General features: G+C 69.2%; 12 protein-coding genes. 4 read left to right on the top strand and 8 right to left on the bottom strand.

The window, feature by feature from the left end; all coding sequences use genetic code 11:
- A partial coding sequence (locus AC1D15_RS04680) for an NADH-ubiquinone oxidoreductase-F iron-sulfur binding region domain-containing protein (RefSeq protein ID WP_477825095.1) occupies positions 1–1,608 on the top strand: 1,608 nt, incomplete at its 5' end.
- Positions 1,608–4,472 carry a formate dehydrogenase subunit alpha gene (fdhF, locus tag AC1D15_RS04675; RefSeq protein WP_477825094.1) on the top strand — a complete coding sequence of 955 codons (2,865 nt, stop codon included), beginning with the start codon at positions 1,608–1,610 and terminating at the stop codon, positions 4,470–4,472. The genes AC1D15_RS04680 and fdhF, both read left to right, overlap by 1 nt.
- Here the strand turns inward: fdhF and AC1D15_RS04670 are convergent.
- The 3 genes from AC1D15_RS04670 to AC1D15_RS04660 all read right to left on the bottom strand — a co-directional run bounded on the left by AC1D15_RS04670 (position 4,436) and on the right by AC1D15_RS04660 (position 7,010).
- Positions 4,436–6,376: an AAA family ATPase gene (locus tag AC1D15_RS04670; RefSeq protein WP_477825093.1), complete on the bottom strand. Its 1,941-nt coding sequence runs from the start codon at positions 6,374–6,376 to the stop codon at positions 4,436–4,438. The two genes, fdhF and AC1D15_RS04670, sit on opposite strands and share 37 nt — an antisense overlap.
- Entirely contained in the window at positions 6,369–6,521 is a 153-nt protein-coding gene (locus AC1D15_RS04665) for a hypothetical protein (RefSeq protein WP_465112895.1), read from the bottom strand. Before AC1D15_RS04665 ends, AC1D15_RS04670 begins: the two co-directional genes overlap by 8 nt.
- Before the next feature lie 345 nt (positions 6,522–6,866).
- On the bottom strand, positions 6,867–7,010 hold the full coding sequence (locus tag AC1D15_RS04660) for a hypothetical protein (RefSeq protein WP_477825092.1): 144 nt from the start codon (positions 7,008–7,010) through the stop codon (positions 6,867–6,869).
- Between the two features lie 443 nt (positions 7,011–7,453).
- Here AC1D15_RS04660 and AC1D15_RS04655 point away from each other — a divergent pair, with 443 nt between their 5' ends.
- Positions 7,454–9,109 (top strand): methyl-accepting chemotaxis protein, encoded by a 1,656-nt coding sequence (locus AC1D15_RS04655; RefSeq protein ID WP_477825091.1) that lies wholly within the window; start codon positions 7,454–7,456, stop codon positions 9,107–9,109.
- A 90-nt stretch (positions 9,110–9,199) separates the two neighbouring features.
- On the opposite strand, the gene AC1D15_RS04650 is transcribed toward AC1D15_RS04655, so the two are convergent.
- Positions 9,200–9,811 (bottom strand): class I SAM-dependent methyltransferase, encoded by a 612-nt coding sequence (locus AC1D15_RS04650; RefSeq protein ID WP_477825090.1) that lies wholly within the window; start codon positions 9,809–9,811, stop codon positions 9,200–9,202.
- Positions 9,812–10,102: 291 nt separating this feature from the next.
- Here AC1D15_RS04650 and AC1D15_RS04645 point away from each other — a divergent pair, with 291 nt between their 5' ends.
- Positions 10,103–10,351, top strand: coding sequence for a GlsB/YeaQ/YmgE family stress response membrane protein (locus AC1D15_RS04645; protein WP_168562611.1), 249 nt, complete (start codon positions 10,103–10,105; stop codon positions 10,349–10,351).
- A 126-nt stretch (positions 10,352–10,477) separates the two neighbouring features.
- Here the strand turns inward: AC1D15_RS04645 and AC1D15_RS04640 are convergent, their stop codons facing one another.
- From AC1D15_RS04640 to AC1D15_RS04625, 4 genes are all read right to left on the bottom strand, one after another.
- On the bottom strand, positions 10,478–11,977 hold the full coding sequence (locus AC1D15_RS04640; protein ID WP_477825089.1) for a dipeptidase: 1,500 nt from the start codon (positions 11,975–11,977) through the stop codon (positions 10,478–10,480).
- A 306-nt stretch (positions 11,978–12,283) separates the two neighbouring features.
- Positions 12,284–15,460 carry a CusA/CzcA family heavy metal efflux RND transporter gene (locus AC1D15_RS04635; RefSeq protein ID WP_477825088.1) on the bottom strand — a complete coding sequence of 1,059 codons (3,177 nt, stop codon included), beginning with the start codon at positions 15,458–15,460 and terminating at the stop codon, positions 12,284–12,286.
- Between the two features lie 12 nt (positions 15,461–15,472).
- Positions 15,473–16,750, bottom strand: coding sequence for an efflux RND transporter periplasmic adaptor subunit (locus AC1D15_RS04630; protein WP_477825087.1), 1,278 nt, complete (start codon positions 16,748–16,750; stop codon positions 15,473–15,475).
- 8 nt (positions 16,751–16,758) lie between these two features.
- Entirely contained in the window at positions 16,759–18,027 is a 1,269-nt protein-coding gene (locus AC1D15_RS04625) for a TolC family protein (protein ID WP_477825086.1), read from the bottom strand.
- Between the last annotated feature and the right edge of the window lie 112 nt (positions 18,028–18,139).

The raw sequence follows: 18,139 nt of genomic DNA, 5'->3' as shown, positions 1-18,139 counted from the left end.
CACCTGCTCAACGATGCGTGGAACGGCCTGCACGACCGGCACCTGGTGGCGCTGGCCCGCGAGCTGAAGCTGTCGATGGCCGAGGTCTTCGAGGTCGCGACCTTCTATCACCACTTCGAGATCCTGCGCGGCGATGAGCAGCCGGCATCGCTCACGGTGCGCGTGTGCGACGGGCTGTCGTGCGAGATGTCCGGCGCGCAAGACCTGCTCGCGCGCCTGCCGTCGCTGCTGGGCGCCGACGTCCGGGTCATCCCGGCACCTTGCGTGGGCCGTTGCGAACAGGCGCCGGTCGCGATCGTCGGGCAGGCGCCGGTGGTGCATGCCAGGGCGGCGGATGTGCAGGCCGCTGTCGATGCGGGTTCGGCCCGCCATGCGCTGCCGCGCGACGATGGCGCCTTCGACGCCGGCGCTGCCGGCACCGCGCCGATCACCAGTGCACCGCACGAAGTGGCGCCGGCCTACGTCGGCTACGACGCCTACCGGCAGGGTGGGGGCTACCAGCTCGCGGCAGGGGTCACGTCCGGGCAGGTCGTGGCGGCCGACGTGTTGAAGGCGATGACCGATTCCGGCCTGCGCGGGCTGGGCGGCGCGGGATTCCCGGCCGGGCGCAAGTGGGGCATCGTGATGCAGCAGCCGGCCCCGCGCGTGATGGCCGTCAACATCGACGAAGGCGAGCCCGGCACGTTCAAGGACCGCACCTACCTCGAACGCGATCCACACCGCTTCCTCGAGGGCCTGCTGGTCGCCGCCGCGGTGGTGGGCACCGGGGCCTGCTACATCTACCTGCGCGACGAGTACCACGGCTGCCGCGCGATCCTCGAGCGCGAGCTGGCGCGGCTGAAGGCCGACCCGCCGTGCACGCTGCCGCACATCGAATTGCGGCGCGGCGCCGGTGCCTACATCTGCGGCGAGGAGTCCGCGATGATCGAGAGCATCGAAGGCAAGCGTGGCGAACCGCGGATGCGCCCGCCGTACATCGCGCAGATCGGCCTGTTCGGGCGGCCGACGCTCGAGCACAACTTCGAGACGCTGTACTGGGTGCGCGACATCGTCCAGCGCGGCCCGGCCTGGTTCAGCGGCCCTGGCCGCAACGGGCGCCACGGGCTGCGCTCGTTCAGCGTCAGCGGCCGCGTGCGCGAGCCGGGCGTCAAGCTGGCGCCGGCAGGCATCAGCGTGCGCGAGCTGGTGGACGAGTACTGCGGCGGCATGCTGCCCGGCCACGACCTCTACGCCTACCTGCCCGGCGGCGCATCCGGCGGGATCCTGCCGGCGAGCCTCGCCGACCTGCCGCTCGATTTCGACACGCTGCAACCGCACGGCTGCTTCATCGGCTCGGCGGCCGTCATCGTGCTGAGCCAGCACGACAAGGCGCGCGACGCCGCGATGAACATGATGAAGTTCTTCGAGCACGAGAGCTGCGGCCAGTGCACGCCGTGCCGGGTCGGCACCAGCAAGGCGGCCGCGTTGATGGCCGAGCCGCTGTGGGACCACGGCACGCTGGAAGACCTGAACCAGGTGATGGTCGACGCCTCGATCTGCGGCCTCGGCCAGGCGGCGCCGAACCCGGTGCGTTGCGTCCAGAAATACTTTCCGCACGAGGTGTCGTGATGAATGCGCCGGAACGAAATGCGTTGATCCCCAGCGTCGAGTTCATGCTGGACGGCGAGCCCGTCCAGGCCTTCGGCGGCGAGACCATCCTGCAGGTGGCCGACCGCCATGGCGTGAGCATCCCCCGCCTGTGCTACACGCCGGGCTACCGGGCCGACGGCAATTGCCGCTCGTGCATGGTCGAGATCGACGGCGAGCGTACGCTCGCGCCGAGTTGCTGCCGCGCGCCCACCGCCGGCATGAAGGTGCGGGCCACCAGCGAGCGCGCCGTCAAGAGCCAGAAGATGGTGCTCGAGATGCTGCTCTCCGACATGCCGGCGCAGGGCCACAAGTGGATCGGCGACGACGCGACCCGRCAGCACGGCGAGCTCAGCGACTGGGCCTCGCGCATGGAGGTGAACGTGCGCCCCGCGCTGGCGGCGATCGCCCGCGAGCAGCCGGCGCCCGACCTGTCCCATCCGGCAATGGCGGTGAACYTGGATTCGTGCATCCAGTGCAACCGCTGCGTTCGCGCGTGCCGCGAGGAGCAGGTCAACGACGTGATCGGCTATGCCTTCCGCGGGCATGACAGCGCCATCGTGTTCGACCTGCAGGACGGCATGGGCGACAGCACCTGCGTGGCCTGCGGCGAGTGCGTGCAGGCCTGCCCGACCGGTGCGCTGATGCCCAAGAGCCACATCGGCGCGCAGGAGGTCGATCGCAAGGTCGATTCCGTCTGCCCGTTCTGCGGCGTCGGCTGCCTGCTCACCTACAACGTGAAGGACGAGCAGATCGTCAGCGTCGACGGGCGCGACGGCCCGGCCAACCACAGCCGCCTGTGCGTGAAGGGGCGCTTCGGCTTCGACTACGCCCACCATCCGCAGCGCCTGACGAAGCCGCTGATCCGCAAGCCGGGCGTGCCCAAGCATCCCGATGCCATCGGCGACCCCGCCGACTGGAGCGAGGTGTTCCGCGAAGCGACCTGGGAGGAGGCGCTCGACCTCRCCGCCAGCAAGCTCACCGCGCTGCGCGACACGCACGGCCTGAAGGCGCTGGCCGGCTTCGGATCGGCCAAGGGCAGCAACGAGGAGGCCTACCTGTTCCAGAAGCTGGTGCGCACCGGCTTCGGCAGCAACAACGTCGACCACTGCACGCGGCTGTGCCACGCGTCCAGCGTCGCGGCGCTGCTCGAAGGGGTCGGCTCCGCGGCGGTGAGCAACCAGGTCAACGATGTCGAGCATGCGGGCCTGATCCTCGTCATCGGCTCGAACCCGACGGCCAACCACCCGGTGGCGGCCACCTGGATGAAGAACGCCGCCCAGCGCGGCACGAAGATCGTGCTCGCCGATCCGCGCATCACCGACATCGGCCGCCACGCGTGGCGCACGCTGCAGTTCAACGCCGACACCGACGTGGCGCTGCTCAACGCGCTGATCCACACGGTCATCGACGAAGGCCTCGTCGACGAAGACTTCATCGCGCGGCGCGCGAACAACTTCGAGGCGCTCAAGGAGAACGTGAAGGGCTACAGCGCCGAAGCGATGGCGCCGATCTGCGGCATTCCGGCGCAGACGATCCGCGAGGTGGCGCGCGAGTTCGCGACCAGCAAGGCGTCGATGATCCTGTGGGGCATGGGCATCAGCCAGCACGTGCACGGCACCGACAACGCGCGCTGCCTGATCGCGCTGGTGAGCGTCACCGGCCAGATCGGCAAGCCGGGCAGCGGCCTGCACCCGCTGCGCGGCCAGAACAACGTCCAGGGCGCGAGCGACGCGGGGCTGATCCCGATGATGCTGCCGAACTACCAGCGCGTCGACAACGCGGATGCGCACGCCTGGTTCGAGAAGTTCTGGAACACGCCGCTCGACGACAAGCCCGGCTACACGGTGGTCGAGATCATGCACAAGGCGCTCGCGCCGGAAACCGATCCGCACAAGATCCGCGGCATGTACATCATGGGCGAGAACCCGGCCATGAGCGATCCCGACCTGAACCATGCCCGCCATGCGCTGACCTCGCTCGAGCACCTGGTGGTGCAGGACATCTTCATGACCGAGACGGCCTGGTACGCCGACATCGTGCTGCCCGCCAGCGCCTGGCCGGAGAAGACCGGCACGGTGACCAACACCGACCGCATGGTGCAGATGGGGCGCCGCGCGCTGACGCCGCCGGGCGATGCGAAGCCCGATCTCTGGATCATCCAGGAGATCGCGCGGCGCATGGGCCTGCCCTGGAACTACCAGGGGCCGGAGTGCGGCGTGGCCGAGGTCTACGAGGAGATGCGCCAGGCGATGCACACCGCCATCAGCGGCATCAGCTGGGAGCGCATCGAGCGCGAGCAGAGCGTGACCTACCCGTGCCTGACCGACGACGATCCGGGCCGGCCGACCGTCTTCATCGACACGTTCCCGACCCGCGACGGCCGGGTCAAGCTGGTGCCGGCGGACATCATCCCGGCCAACGAGCGGCCGGATGCGGACTTCCCGTTCGTGCTGATCACCGGCCGGCAGCTGGAGCACTGGCACACCGGCAGCATGACGCGGCGCGCGAGCGTGCTCGATGCGATCGAGCCGGTGGCCACCGCGTCGATGAACGGCGGCGACCTGCGCAAGCTGCAGGTCAACGCGGGCGACGTCATCACCGTGCGGTCACGGCGTGGCGAAGTGGCGCTGAGCGTGCGGCGCGACGACGGCACCCCCATCGGCACCGTCTTCATTCCGTTCGCCTACTACGAGGCGGCCGCGAACCTGCTGACCAACGCGGCACTCGATCCGTTCGGCAAGATCCCGGAGTTCAAGTACTGCGCGGTCGCCGTCACGGCCGGCGGCACGCCGGCGGCCAGCGTGGGCTATGGGCGCGGCGTGCTGACGGAGGCCGTCGAGTGAGGGTGTGACTTCCGGGGCGATCCAGTCCGGAAGTCCGCCAGCTTCTCCGCGTACGGATCCAGCGCGTCCTCGTGCCGCGCGAGCGGCAGCCCGACCACCGCTGCGAACCGTGCCGGCGTGACCTGCCCCTGTTCCAGCAACTCGTCCACCAGCGCCAGCAGCGCGTCGCGATGCGTTTCGATCAGGCTGGTGGCGCGTGCGTGCTCGGCCTGCAGCAGCGCTTCGATCGGCGCGTTGGTGGCCTCCACGTCGGTGCACAGGTTGTCGTCGCTGCTGGTGGACACGTCGCTGCGGCCGATGCGCGGGCCGTGGCCGAGGTGGCGCAGCATGCGGGCGGCCTTTTCGGTGGCCTTGCGCAGGTCGCTCTCGGCACCGCTGGAGCTCAGTTCGGACCCGAAGACGATCAGCTCGGCGGCGCGGCCGGCGAGGCTGGTGCAGATGGCGTCGAGCAGATTGCGGCGCGACCAGACCGTGCGCGCGCTGTAGGCGTTGTAGCCGCCCTCGAAGCTCGCCACGTGGATCTTGATCTCCTGCGGCGCGCGGCCGAAGAGCAGGGCGTGCACCAGGCCGTGGCCGGCCTCGTGCACCGCCAGCAGCGCGCGGAAGTCGGCGTTGTTGCGCTGGCGCAGGCGGCCGATCTCGAACGGCGCGGCGATGGCGTGCGACCGGCCTCGCCACTGCGCGACCAGGCTGCGGCCGTCGGCCGCGAGGCCCACGCTGTCGCCGGCCTCGGCGCCGAGTTCGAGCGCCCACAGCGCGGCCTTGGCGAGGCCCGCGCCGAGGATCGCGTGCAGCGACGAGAACAGCGGCCGGCTGCCCTGGGCCGGGAACACCGCGTTGGCGTAGATCTGCTCGCGCACGCTGGCGGCCAGCTCGAAGCGCAGGCCGCAGCGGGCCTCGGTCTCGTGGGCATAGCGGGCGCAGCCCTGTTCGATCAGCTGCTCGTACGCCCGGCGCGAGAGCGAGGGGTAGATCACATGCTCGTTGCCCAGGCGCGCCACCTGCTCGGGCTTGAAACGCTTGTTGAGTGCCTGCTTGACATCGATGACGCTCAATCGGCCGGTCAGCGCGTGGAAGATGTCGGCGTCGCTGTCGCAGTCGTCCACGCTGGTGGCGAGACCTTCGTACATCTCGTCGAGGTTGCCGCAGACGAAGACGAGCAGGCGGCTGTAGTCGGTCTCCCATTGCTGCTGGCCGCGCTCGCGGAAGTCGCGCAGGCGCTGCTGGATCTGCTCGGGCGTCCAGGCCATGATCTCCATCAGCGGCTCGTCGAGCTTGAGGTTGCGCTGCAGCTCCTGCGCCTCCCAGCTGCGCAGCTTGAAGCGCAGTTTCGCGTCGCTGGCCTCGGCGCGTTCGGCGTCGAAGGCGGCTTCGGCGATCGACGATTCGATGTCGCCCAGCAGCGAGAGCCCGGGCGGCAGGCGGCCGTCGGAGAGCAGGGCCCAGACGTCTTGATAGCGCTCGACGCGCAGCTCGCCGCGCTTGGCATCGATGGTGCGGAAGCGCTGGAACTCGTCGAGCGAGAGGATGCCCGGCTCGCCCTCGCGCACGCCGGACTGCGCCAGCATGCCCGAGATGCTCTGCGCGCCGCGCCAGCTCGCGCCGTTGGAGAAGCCGTCCATCTGCACTTCGACGAAGCGGTCGTAGAAGCCCAGCAATTGCGCCAGGCGCCGCACGAGCTGGGTCTTGCCGGTGCCGGTCAGGCCCCAGAGGCAGACGATGACGGGCCGCGAGACGAGCTCGGGCAGCACATACCAGGCGCGCACCGAATCGATGACGCGGTCGATGATGGCGTCGATGCCGAACAGCTCGGTCTTGAGCTGGGCGGCGATCTGCTGCAGCTGGTAGTTTCGCTGCGCCAGGTGTTCGCGCACGGGCGTGCGCAGGTCGTTGGAGTCAGTCATCGCGATCCTCCCGCCGCAGCAGCGCCTGCAGTGCCACGCGGTCGGCACGGCGCTGCGCGCTGCGGCTCTGGATGTAGTCGCCTGCGCCGCGCACGCCGGGTTGGCCGGTGCTCGTTTCGAGCATCAGCGTCATCGGTTGTTTCATGCGGCGCAGGGCCTTGACTCGCCCCTCCTGGAGGGCGCGGGAACGGAGTTGTGCACTCATTCGGTTTCCGAAAAGCAAAAGCCCCGGCTCGATGGCTGCGGGGCTTTGCGTGCCGCGCGGTCTGAGGCCGTATCTGTGAACAGACACGGTTCAGCCGGGGCTCGGGAACCGTGTTCAGTCGATCGTCGAGATGAACAGGGAGGACATAAGAGGGATCTCCGTCATGCGGGCGCTGTCGTGGGCGCCTTCAGCAATGGTCGCGAATGATGCGGGCGAGGACGCGAGTGTGCAAGCGGCAGCGGCCTGCTGCGTTGCGAGTCACCAACAGGCGCACACGTGGAGCGACTACAGCCCGAACCGCTCGTGCCAGCGCTGCGGCACGACGGCATCGACGAGCAGCGCGACGAGCATCGAAGTGCCCAGCAGCGGGTAGAGCAAGCCGAGCAGCACGGCGGATTCGGGGGTGGACGGGGCGGCTTGGGATGCCATGGCGGATCCTGCGGTTCAACTCGTGAGACAGGCGCCGGCTGCGGATCGAGGTGATCCGCGCCGAACGGCGATCAGTCGGTCAGGAGAAGAACGGCTCCGGATTCGTTCGAGCTGGAATCGCTCGACTCACCCTTCACCCACCTGGCGCCCTGGGCGCTGCAGCTGCCATACAGCGCGGTGAATTCGCCCAAGGTTGAGACATTCAACCGCTCGACGTCTCAAGGCGCCCCTGCGAAGACCGACAACCCTCTTACGTCATTGCGCCCCGCGGGAATCCTCCCCACGGGCGGTCCGTGCCGAAGCTCGAACGGACCGCCTGTGACCACCAGCCCGGCCATTGCCCCGGCCGCCAGCCCTCCCTCGCTGGCCGCCAACGCCCCCGCCTTCGTCAAGGGCGCAGTCAACCTGCGCTGCGCAACCGCGCCCATCCAAAGGCCCTCGCCATGAGCACTCTCAAGGTTTCCACTCGGCTGATGATGCTGATCGGCGTCCTCTCGGCGCTGCTCGTGGCGATCGGCAGCCTCGGCCTGTACGGCATCGGCCGGTCCAACGACGCATTGAAATCCGTCTACGCGGATCGCACCGTGCCGGCCTCGCAACTGGGCGAGATCCGAGCCTTGCAGCTGATCAACCGAATGAACCTCAACATCTCGCTGGTCACCCCGACGGCCGAGAAAATCACCGAGATGACCGCCGAGATCGAAGCCAACATCGCCAAGGCCAGCAAGGTCTGGGGCGACTATGCGGCGACGAATCTGACGCCGGAGGAAGGGAAGATCTCGAAGGCGTTCGTCGAGTCCCGCAAGCAGTTTCTCCAGGAAGCCTTGATGCCTGCACTGGTTGCGCTTCGTGCCAACGACTTGACGGAGGCCAGGCGCCTGGTGACGCAGAAGATTCGGCCGCTGTTCATCCCGCTCGCACAGGGCATCGATGCGCTCGTCAAGATCCAGATCGACGAAGCACGCAGGGAGTACGAGGAGGCCGCCACACGCTACGCGACGATTCGTGCGATCTCGATCACGACCATCCTGGGGGGCTTGCTGTTTGCCGGGATTTTCGGTGTCGTCCTGGTGCGCTCCCTCGGACGCCAACTCGGAGGCGAGCCGGGCGAGGCTGCCGACCTGGCGCGAAGCGTCGCCGCCGGCGACCTCAGCGTGACGATCAACCTCAGGCAAGGCGACACCACGAGCATGATGGCCCAGCTCAAGGGGATGCAGGCCAACCTCTCCAAGGTGGTATCGAGCGTGCTGCGGAACTCGGAGTCGGTTGCCACCGCCTCGGCTCAGATCGCTCGAGGCAACATGGACTTGAGCCAGCGCACCGAAGAGCAGGCCTCGGCGCTCGAAGAGACCGCGGCCTCGATGGAGCAACTCAGTTCCACGGTCAAGCAGAATGCCGACAACGCCAGGCAGGCCAATCAGCTCGCGCTGAACGCCAGCACGGTGGCCATCAAGGGTGGTGAAGTGGTCGGCCAGGTCGTGAGCACCATGAAGGCCATCAACGACAGTTCKAAGAAGATCGTCGACATCATCGGGGTCATCGACGGCATCGCCTTCCAGACCAACATCCTGGCGCTGAACGCAGCCGTGGAAGCGGCACGCGCCGGTGAACAGGGCCGCGGCTTCGCGGTGGTGGCGACCGAGGTGCGCAATCTTGCCGGCCGATCGGCTGAAGCGGCCAAGGAAATCAAGAGCTTGATCGGCGCCAGCGTGGAGCGTGTTGAACAGGGCTCGGCGCTGGTTGATCAAGCCGGCGTCACGATGACCGAAGTGGTCGACTCGATCAGGCGCGTGACCGACATCATGGGGGAGATCAGTTCGGCCAGCACCGAGCAGAGCGCCGGGGTCTCTCAGATCGGGGATGCCGTCAGCCAGATGGATCAGGTCACGCAGCAGAACGCAGCCCTGGTGGAAGAAAGCGCTGCTGCGGCCGAGAGCCTGAAGGCGCAGGCGCTGCAATTGGTGCAGACCATGGCGGTCTTCAAGCTGGCGCACGGCGATGTGGCGGCCAGGATCCAGGTCGCGCCGCGGACGCTTGTCGAATCGGCAGGCGCGCCCGCCGCCGCAAGAACCGGCACCGACCGCTGGGCAAGCTTCTGAGATCCGACCGGCCGGGTGCGCTGCGAAGTAGAGCTGTCGACCCGGAAGAGACATCCGATGCTCTGATCTCGTCGCCACAAGGCTGGGAGTTCATGGCGCGCGGCGCGCGAGGTAGGTGACCCAGTTGTTGCCGTCGCGCCCCACGCTGTCCGCGTCCCAACTGACCGAGAGGCCGGCCGCGGCGAGCCGTTCCGTGAAGCGCTCGCGCGTCCAGCACAYGGTGTGGTATTCACCGGTCGTCTCGCCTTCGCCCTCGCGCATCGCGGCGAGGAACGCCCCGCCCGGCCTCAGTGCGGTGTGGATCTTGCGCAGGACGGCGTCGGTCTGGTTCCGATCGACATGGATCAACACACCCATGGCGAGCACGCCATGGTAGGACCCTCCGAGTTCGTCGGTCACGACGTTCAACAGCTCGGCATGCTTGCCTCGCTCCACCATCAGATCGACGAAGGCCTGGGTCGCGTCGGTGCGCCGGACCACCAATCCGAGCGACTCGAGGACATCCGCGTCGCGACCCGGCCCCGAGCCGATCTCCAGCACCCGTCCTCCGGGCGGCAGGACCTCGACCAGTCGCCGCAGCGCCTTCTGGATGTGCGGAGGTCGATGTGGGTCGACGAGCTTGTCGTACTCACGTGCAGAACCTTCATAGGACTGGAGAGTCTGGTGCATGTGGTCAAGGGCGGTGGTGCTCGGCTTCGTCATCGTGCTCCCCAGTGGTCAACACCCTGAGCGTAGAGCAAGAGCGTGGCCATCGCCACAGACAGCAAAGGCGAACCCGTCGACAACGCCGTGCATCGCGTGAAGGGCCGTGGTTCCCTTCTTGCTTCGGGCCTCGCATCAGACGCCACGCATCGGCAGGCCGGGCGCCGCAGCCAAGACTCGGCTGCAGAGCGGGGCGCGGAAGCCATCAACACACGCCCGTCCGTTCGCGGGGTTGTGGCATGCTCGGTCTGGCAGGATCTTCAACCTCCATCACACGAGAGAGCCAACACCATGGGCATCATCGGCACCATCCTCGTCGGGCTGATCGTCGGCGCGGTCGCGCGCTTTCTGCTGCCAGGCGAGCAGAAGATGGGCTGGATCCTGACCTGCCTGCTAGGCATCGCCGGCTCGATGATCGCTGGCTTCGTCGGCCAGGCGATAGGCTGGTATTCGGTGGGGCAGCCGGCCGGATGGATCGCCTCGGTCATCGGCGCCATCGTGCTGCTGTTCGTCGTCGGCAAGCTCAAGGGCAGCAGCTGACCGCGTTCGCGGTTCGACAGCTCGACCAGATCGCCGCAGTGCGCCGGGTGCAGAAATCGCCGGTCGCGAATGGCAGGTTGTGGCCGGACTGAGCCCTTCGCGGCGATGGTGGCCGCCAGGCTCTGACTACGTTGCCCCGCCGGACGACGCGACCTGCGATGGCACGGCACCGTCACCGAGGCTCGCGCGGAACACGCGAGCGTAGTTGCCACCAAGGATGCGCTGCACGTCGCCTGCGTTGAACCCATGCTGCAACAGGGCGTCGGCCAGAGCCGGCAGGTCGCGGTACGAGGCGAACGTCGACGGCCCGACCAGGCCGTTCATGTCGCTGCCGAGAGCGACATGCTCGACGCCGACGACGTCCGCCATCCGCGCGATGCCGACAGCCAGGGCTGCCAGGGTGGGGAAGATCGAGGCCGGTGGCCAGATGCCAATCACGCCGCCGGTGCCCGCGATGGCGCGCGCGTGATCCGGCGCGATCAGGCGGCTGTGCGGCCTCGACGCTGCGGCCAGCGATGTGTGCGACAGCACGAGCGGCTTGTCTGTGACGGACGCGGCCTGGCGGACGAGGTCATGCGTGCCGTGTGCGACGTCGACCACGATGCCGAGCCGGTTGCAGCGCCGTATCACTTCGGCGCCGGTTTGCGTCAGGCCGCCGTGCACCGGGGGCTCGGTCTGGATGTCCCCGAGCTCGTTGACGCGGTAGTGCGTGAGCTGGAGGTGACGCAGCGCCCAGCGCTCGCAGGCGTCGTCGACGCGGTCGGCGTGGCCCTCGAGGAAGTCGCCGCCTTCGGCCGTGACGATGATGGAGGGGGCTGCGCTGCGAGCTTCGTCCAGGTCGCGCGCGCTCCGCACGATGCGCAAGCCCTGCGCGCGCGCGAGTTCGTGCACGCGCCGGAACGACGCTTCACCGTAGGCCTGCAGCTCGCCGGGCTGCGGGTCACGGAAAGGCCGGATGCGTTTCTCGGCGGTGACGCGGTGCGTCGGCGAGTCGGAGACGATGGCCAGGCACAGCACGGCCATGCCGCCGTCGCGCATCGGGTCCGCGACCGGCGCGAAGCGGCCACCGTGCTCGACGCGGTCGAGGCCGAGGATGTGGCCGGCGTGCGAGTGAATGTCGACGCTGACCATGGATTCGAGCAGGCGGCGGCTCTCGTTCGGCGCAGGGTGCGGCGCGGAGGCCGCAGCAGGCGTCGCGAGCAGGTGGGCCGGCGTGCTGCTGCAGGCCTGCTGCGTGGCTGCCGCGGCCCACGCCAACGTGCGCAGCGCATTGCGCCGGGTGAAGCGGACATCCGGCGCGCGCTGCCGACAGAGCACGCGGGCGTCGTGGAGCTGGAACTTCCAGCCGGACGGATCGTCCTCCGGCAGCGCGCGCAGGCGGCCGGCGAGGCGGACGCTCTCGCCGGTGATCGCGATCGGCGCTGCCGCGAACACCTCGATGCGCGACCTCGTGTCGCTCGGCAGGGAACCAACGCAGCATGCAGCCTCCGGAAGCAGGGCGAAATAGGACGCCGCCGTCGCGGGTTCGAATGGCGCAATCCAGCCATCGATCTGGATGTCTTCGTCAAGGCGCGCGCCAGAGGGCAATCGCTTGAGCGTCGCGAAGTCTGTGCCTTCGAATGTCATGGGGTTGGCGTCGTGGAGGGCGGGGCGACTGACCGCGCGGGGTCTGTCAAGGGTCGCATGAACAAGCGGTATCCTCAACCCCTTTACTCCAAAGGATCGAGATGGCACTGTCAAAGAAGAAGCGCGTAGGCAAGAGAACCATTTCTGCCAAGCAAGTCAGAAAGACGGCAAGCGGCAGAAAGCGCCGCAAGTCCGACGGCACCCAGCCCCCGAAGGCGACGACGCCAACTTCGACGCCTGCGGCGTCCTGATTGCGCTCGGACCAGCAGATCGCGCCAAGCCGCTTCGGCTTGGCCGCTCGCTCGGTCAAGCGCTGCCAGCACGCCCCACCCGATCGCGGTCCGCCACAGCCCCCTCCTCCTCATCCCGCCGGTGCGCCAGCCGGTACAGCACCGGCAGCACCAGCAGCGTCAGCGCCGTCGACGACAGGATCCCGCCGATCACCACCGTGGCCAGCGGCCGTTGCACCTCGGCGCCGGTGCCGGTCGCGAGCGCCATCGGCACGAAGCCGAGCGAGGCCACCAGCGCCGTCATCAGCACCGGGCGCAGGCGCGTCAGCGCCCCTTCGTGGATGGCTGAATCCAGCGGCTGGCCGCGATCGCGCAGGTTGCGGATGAACGACAGCATCACCAGGCCGTTCAGCACCGCGACGCCCGACAGCGCGATGAAGCCGACCGCCGCGGAGATCGACAGCGGGATGCCGCGCATCCACAGCGCGAGGATCCCGCCGGTCAGCGCGAACGGAATGCCGGTGAACACCAGCAGGCCGTCCTTGAGGTTGCCGAACATCGCGAACAGCAGCGTGAACACCAGCAGCAGCGAGACCGGCACCACCACCTGCAGCCGCTTCGTCGCGGACTGCAGGTTCTCGAACTGGCCGCCCCAGGTCATCCAGTAGCCGCTCGGCAGCGTCACCTGCTGCCGGATCGCCTGCCCGGCCTGCGCGACGAAACTGCCGAGGTCGCGCCCGCGCACGTTGGCGCTGACCACGATCCGCCGCTTGCCGTCTTCGCGACTGACCTGGTTCGGGCCCGGCGCCAGCGACAGCGTGGCCACCTCGCTCAGCGGGATGAAGCGCTGCGCGTTGCCGGCTCCCTTCGGCAGCGCGATCGGCAGGCGGCGGATGGCCTCCTGGTCGGAGCGCAGGTGCTCCGGCAGGCGCACCAGGATGTCGACGCGCCGATCGCCCTCGAACAAGGTGCCGGCCTCGTGCCCGCCGATCGCGGTGGCCAGCGTGTCCTGCACGTCCTGCACGTTCAGGCCATGGCGCGCCGTCTTCTCGCGATCGATCTGCACGGTGAGCATCGGCAAGCCGGTGGTCTGCTCGACGTTCACTTCCGCGGCACCAGGGATGCCTTGCAGCACACCGGCGATCCGCGCCGCGGTGGCATCGAGCACCGCCATGTCGTCGCCGAACACCTTGACGGCCACGTCCGCCCGCACCCCCGAGATCAGCTCGTTGAAGCGCAGCTGGATCGGCTGCGAGAACTCGTGGTTCTGCCCCGGCAGCCCGGCCACTTCGGCCTTCACCGCCGCGACCAGTTCGTCGCGCGTCCTGCGCGGTTGCGGCCAGTCGCCCATCGGCTTGAGCATCACGTAGCCGTCGGAGATGTTGGGCGGCATCGGGTCGGCGGCGATCTCGGCCGTGCCGGTGCGGGCGAACACCCGCTCGATCTCCGGGAACTTCGCCTTCAACGTGCTTTCCAGCTGCTGCTGCATCGCGACCGACTGCGACAGGCTGGTGCCCGGGATGCGCAGCGCCTGGATCGCGAAATCGCCCTCGTCGAGGCTGGGCACGAACTCGCTGCCCAGCCGGGTCGCGAGCAGGCCCGACAGCAGCACCGCCACGCCGGCGCAGGTCAGCACCAGCGGCTTGGCGGCCATCGCCCGCCGCAGCAGCGGCTCGTACGCACGCCGCGCCCAGCACATCAGCCGGTTCTCCTTCTCGGCCACCCGTTCGCCGATGAAGAGGGCCACCGCCGCCGGCACGAACGTGACCGACAGGAGCATCGCGCCGGCCAGCGCGATCACGACGGTGAACGCCATCGGGTGGAACATCTTTCCCTCGACGCCGGCCAGCGCGAAGATCGGCAGGTAGACGACCATGATGATCAGCTGCCCGAACAGCAGCGGCCGCCGCGCCTCCTGCGACGCGAGGAACACCTCGTGGAAGCGCTCGGCGCGGGTCAGCGGCCGGCCGTGGTGCGCCTGCGCATGGGCCAGGCGCCGCATGCAGTTCTCGACGATGACGACCGCGCCGTCGATGATGATCCCGAAGTCCAGCGCCCCGAGGCTCATCAGGTTGGCGCTGACCTTCTGCTGCACCATGCCCGTGAAGGTGAACAGCATCGCCAGCGGGATCACCATCGCCGTCAGCAGCGCCGCGCGGATGTTGCCGAGGAACAGGAACAGGACCGTGATCACCAGCACCGCGCCTTCCAGCAGGTTCCGCTTGACGGTGGCGATCGCCTTGTCGATCAGCACCGTGCGGTCGTAGACCGTGGTCGCGTGCACGCCGGCCGGCAGGCTGCGGTTGATCTCGGCCATGCGCCGGCCCACCGCCTGCGCGACGGTGCGGCTGTTCTCGCCGATCAGCATGAAGACGGTGCCGAGCACCACCTCGCGGCCGTTGTCGGTGGCGGCGCCGGTGCGCAGCTCGCGCCCGATCTCGACGCTCGCCACGTCGCGGATGCGCACCGGCACGCCCGCCTCGTTGCGCAGCACCACGTTGCGGATGTCGTCCATCGAGCGCAGCTGGCCGGGCGCGCGGATCAGGTACTGCTCGCCGCGCCGCTCGATGTAGCCGGCGCCGACGTTGGCGTTGTTGCGCTCCAGCGCACCGACCACGTCGGCCAGCGTCAGCCCGTGGGCCAGCAGCTGGCCCGGGTCCGGTGCGACCTGGTATGCCTTCGCGAACCCGCCGATCGAGTTGATCTCGGTCACGCCCGGCACGGTGCGCAGCTGCGGCTTGATGATCCAGTCCTGGATCTCGCGCAGGTCGGCCGGCGTGTACGGCTGGCCGTCCGGCTTGCGCGCACCGTCCTGCGCCTCGACCGTCCATTGGTAGATCTCGCCGAGGCCGGTGGAGATCGGACCGATCGCCGGTGTCACCCCGGCGGGCAGCTGGTCACGCGCGGCCTGGATGCGCTCGTTGACGAGTTGCCGCGCGAAGTAGAGGTCGGTGCCGTCGTTGAAGATCACGGTCACCTGCGACAGGCCGTAGCGCGACAGCGAGCGCGTCTGCTGCAGGCCGGGCAGGCCGGCCATCGCCGTCTCGATCGGGAAGGTGACGCGCTGCTCGGCTTCGAGCGGCGAGTAGCCGGGCGCGCCGGTGTTGATCTGCACCTGCACGTTGGTGATGTCGGGCACGGCGTCGATCGGCAGCTTCTGGTAGCTGAAGATGCCCAGCGCCGCCATGCCGAGGACGGCCAGCAGCACCAGCCATCGGTGCTCGATGGCGAAGCGGATGATGCGTTCGAACATGGATCGTCCTCGTCAGTGCGCGTGGGTGGCCGACGCCTTGCCGGCCTCGGACTTGAGGACGAAGCTGCCGGTGCCGGCGTGGCGCGTACCCGGCTGCAATCCCTTCGTGATCTCGACGCGCGTGCCGTCGCTGCGGCCGGTCTGCACCGGTTGTGCGACGAAGCCCGCGGCGGTCTGCACGAACACCACGGACCCTGTCGCCGCCCCAGTCCCTCGCGTCTCCAGCGTCTGGATCGCGTCCACCGACACGGTGACGGGCAGCGTCGCCTCGCTCGCCGTCATCTCGGCGTTCACGAACAGCCCGGGCCGCCACAGCGAACCCGGGTTGTCCACCACCACGCGCGCCTGTGCGGTGCGGGTTTGCTCGCCGAGCAGCGGGCCGACCCAGGCGATGCGGCCGTTCGCGACCTGGTCGAATGCGGACGCGCGGATCGCGACCTTGCTGCCCACGCGCACCTGGGGGAGCGCGTTGGCCGGCACGTCGATGCGGGCCCAGACGGTGCGCAGGTCGGACAGGGTGAAGACCTGCGCGTCTTCCTTCACCTGCTCGCCGAGTGCGATGTGCTTCTCGACGACCGTGCCGTCGAACGGGGCACGCAGCTCGAAGCGGTTCAAGGGGCCCGTGCCATTGCCGGTGCTGCCGGCGCCGACGGCCTGCAGTTTCTGGCGGGCGTTGTCGACGGCGATCTCGGCCTCGCGCAATGCGTTCGCGGCCTGCAGCACATCCTGCTGCGGCGAGATCTTCTCTTCCCACAGCGTCTTCTCGCGCTCGTAGGTCGAGCGGGCGAGCTGGTGGCGGGCCTGTGCAGCTTGCAGCGCGGCGCGCTGCTCGGACACCGTCGGGCTGCTGATCACGGCCAGCACCTGGCCACGGCGCACCTGCTGGCCGAGTGCCACCGGCACCGCCTCGACCACGCCGGCGACCCGGGGGACGACGTGGGCCGTGCGGTCTTCGTTGAAGCGGATCTCGCCCGGCAGTTGCAGCACGGTGCGGATGAGGCCCGGACCGGCGGCGTCCACGCGGATGCCTGCGGCCTTCAGCTGTTCGGGCGAGAGGGCGATCACGCCCTCGCCGGCTTCCTCGCGGCGCTTGTCGTCGGCGTGCTCCCCGGCTTCTTCGTGTCCATGCTCATGGGCGTGTTCCTCTTCGGAGGCCGGCGTCGTGCGGTGCGTGCCCAGGATGGCGACCGCACCCACGCTGCCGAGCGCGAGCACCGCGGCGATGGCCGCCAGTTGCTTGCGGCCCACGCTGGCGCGCAGGCGCTCGAGCCAGTTCGTCTTGCTGTTCATCGTCGATCTCACGGTTGGTGGCCCGCGTGCGGGCGATCGTTGGGGGTGCCGAGGCGGCGCTCGAGTTCGGCAGCGGCGCGGTGAACCTGGGCCAGCGCACTGAAGTACTGGGTCCGCGCCTGCAGCAAGGTGCGCTGGGCGTCCAGCACGTCGAGGAAGCTGAATTTGCCGAGCTCGAAGCCGCGGCTGGTGGCGTCGTGGACGCTTTGCGCGGCGGGCAGCACCTCCTGCTTCAAGGCGTGCGCTTCGCTGGAGCGGGCCTGCAGCTGGTCGAGGGTCTGCAGCACCTCGGCGCGCAGCCGCTGCTCCTCGGCCTCGGCGAGCGCCTGGGCGGCATCGCGCTTGCGCAGTGCCTCGAGCTGCGCGCCGGTGTTCGAGTCGAACAGCGGCAGCGGGATCGACAGGCTGATCATCGGCTGATTCCGGCCGCTCTCCGCGGCGCGCCTGGCCCCCAGGCTCACGGTCAGGTCGGGAATGCGGCGCGCGCGCTCCAGCTCGTAGGCGGCCTGGGCACGCAGCACTTCACCCTGTGCCCGGCGCAGCACCGGGGACTGCGCGACACGCTCTGCCAGGGCTTGCGCGTCAGGTGGTTGCGGCAAGGATTCCGGGCGGCCATCGAGTGGCGACGGCGTGCTGTCGGCAGCACCCATCGCCCAACCCAGCGCGCGCTGCGCGGCCTGCCGGTCGGCTTGCGCCTGGCGCAGTTCGATCCGTGCCTGGGCCTCGGCGACGCGCGCGCGCGTTTCGTCGGTCGGCGAGACCTTGCCCGCTGTCACGCGGCGTGCCGCCGCGGTGGTGCCGCTGGCGGCCATGTCCAGCGACTGCTCCGCGACCCTCACGCGCTCCTGGGCGATCAGGGCCTCGAAGAACGCCTGGATGGTGCCGGCCCGCACGTCGGCCTGGCGCGACGCGAGTTCTGCCAGCGCCAGCTCACGTGCGCTGCGGGCCAGCCCGATGCGGGCGGATCGCTTGCCACCGAGTTCCAGCGCCTGGCTCAGCAGGACCGTCGTCGTGCGGGTGTCGTGGCGCGTGTCCTCCTGGTCGATGCCGAGGGTCGGGTTGGGCCGTGCGCCGGCCTGGTCGAGCCCGCCATGGCTGGCGTCGACCTCCGCCTCGGCGGCGCGCAGCAGCGGGTTCTGGCGCAACGCGGTCTGCAGCGCGGCTTCCAGGGTCAGGGCAGGTGGGAGGGCAGGGGGTGGGGCCGGCGTCGAGGCCTGGCCGAATGCCAATGGGGTGATCAGTGCCGCGCACAGCAGCGGCACGCAAGTTCTGCGCATCGAATACTCCGAGGGTTGCGAGAGGGCAGCCGGAAGGATTCGACGAGGGCAGCAGCGATCAGGTCAGGGAGAAGGTCGTGCCTGGAAAGGGGTGCGCTCGCCGAATCAGGCG

Source organism: Rhizobacter sp. P2_H2 (assembly GCF_056403375.1).
The sequence above is the reverse complement of the archived record's forward strand: the minus strand, read 5'-3'. Positions and strand labels throughout refer to the sequence as shown.

Bases quoted from the DNA above. Each gene is read 5' to 3' on its own strand.
- AC1D15_RS04670 (WP_477825093.1), bottom strand. From the start codon at position 6,376: ATGACTGACTCCAACGACCTGCGCACGCCCGTGCGCGAACACCTGGCG.
- AC1D15_RS04665 (WP_465112895.1), bottom strand. From the start codon at position 6,521: ATGAAACAACCGATGACGCTGATGCTCGAAACGAGCACCGGCCAACCC.
- AC1D15_RS04660 (WP_477825092.1), bottom strand. From the start codon at position 7,010: ATGGCATCCCAAGCCGCCCCGTCCACCCCCGAATCCGCCGTGCTGCTC.
- AC1D15_RS04645 (WP_168562611.1), top strand. From the start codon at position 10,103: ATGGGCATCATCGGCACCATCCTCGTCGGGCTGATCGTCGGCGCGGTC.
- AC1D15_RS04640 (WP_477825089.1), bottom strand. From the start codon at position 11,977: ATGACATTCGAAGGCACAGACTTCGCGACGCTCAAGCGATTGCCCTCT.
- AC1D15_RS04635 (WP_477825088.1), bottom strand. From the start codon at position 15,460: ATGTTCGAACGCATCATCCGCTTCGCCATCGAGCACCGATGGCTGGTG.
- AC1D15_RS04630 (WP_477825087.1), bottom strand. From the start codon at position 16,750: ATGAACAGCAAGACGAACTGGCTCGAGCGCCTGCGCGCCAGCGTGGGC.
- AC1D15_RS04625 (WP_477825086.1), bottom strand. From the start codon at position 18,027: ATGCGCAGAACTTGCGTGCCGCTGCTGTGCGCGGCACTGATCACCCCA.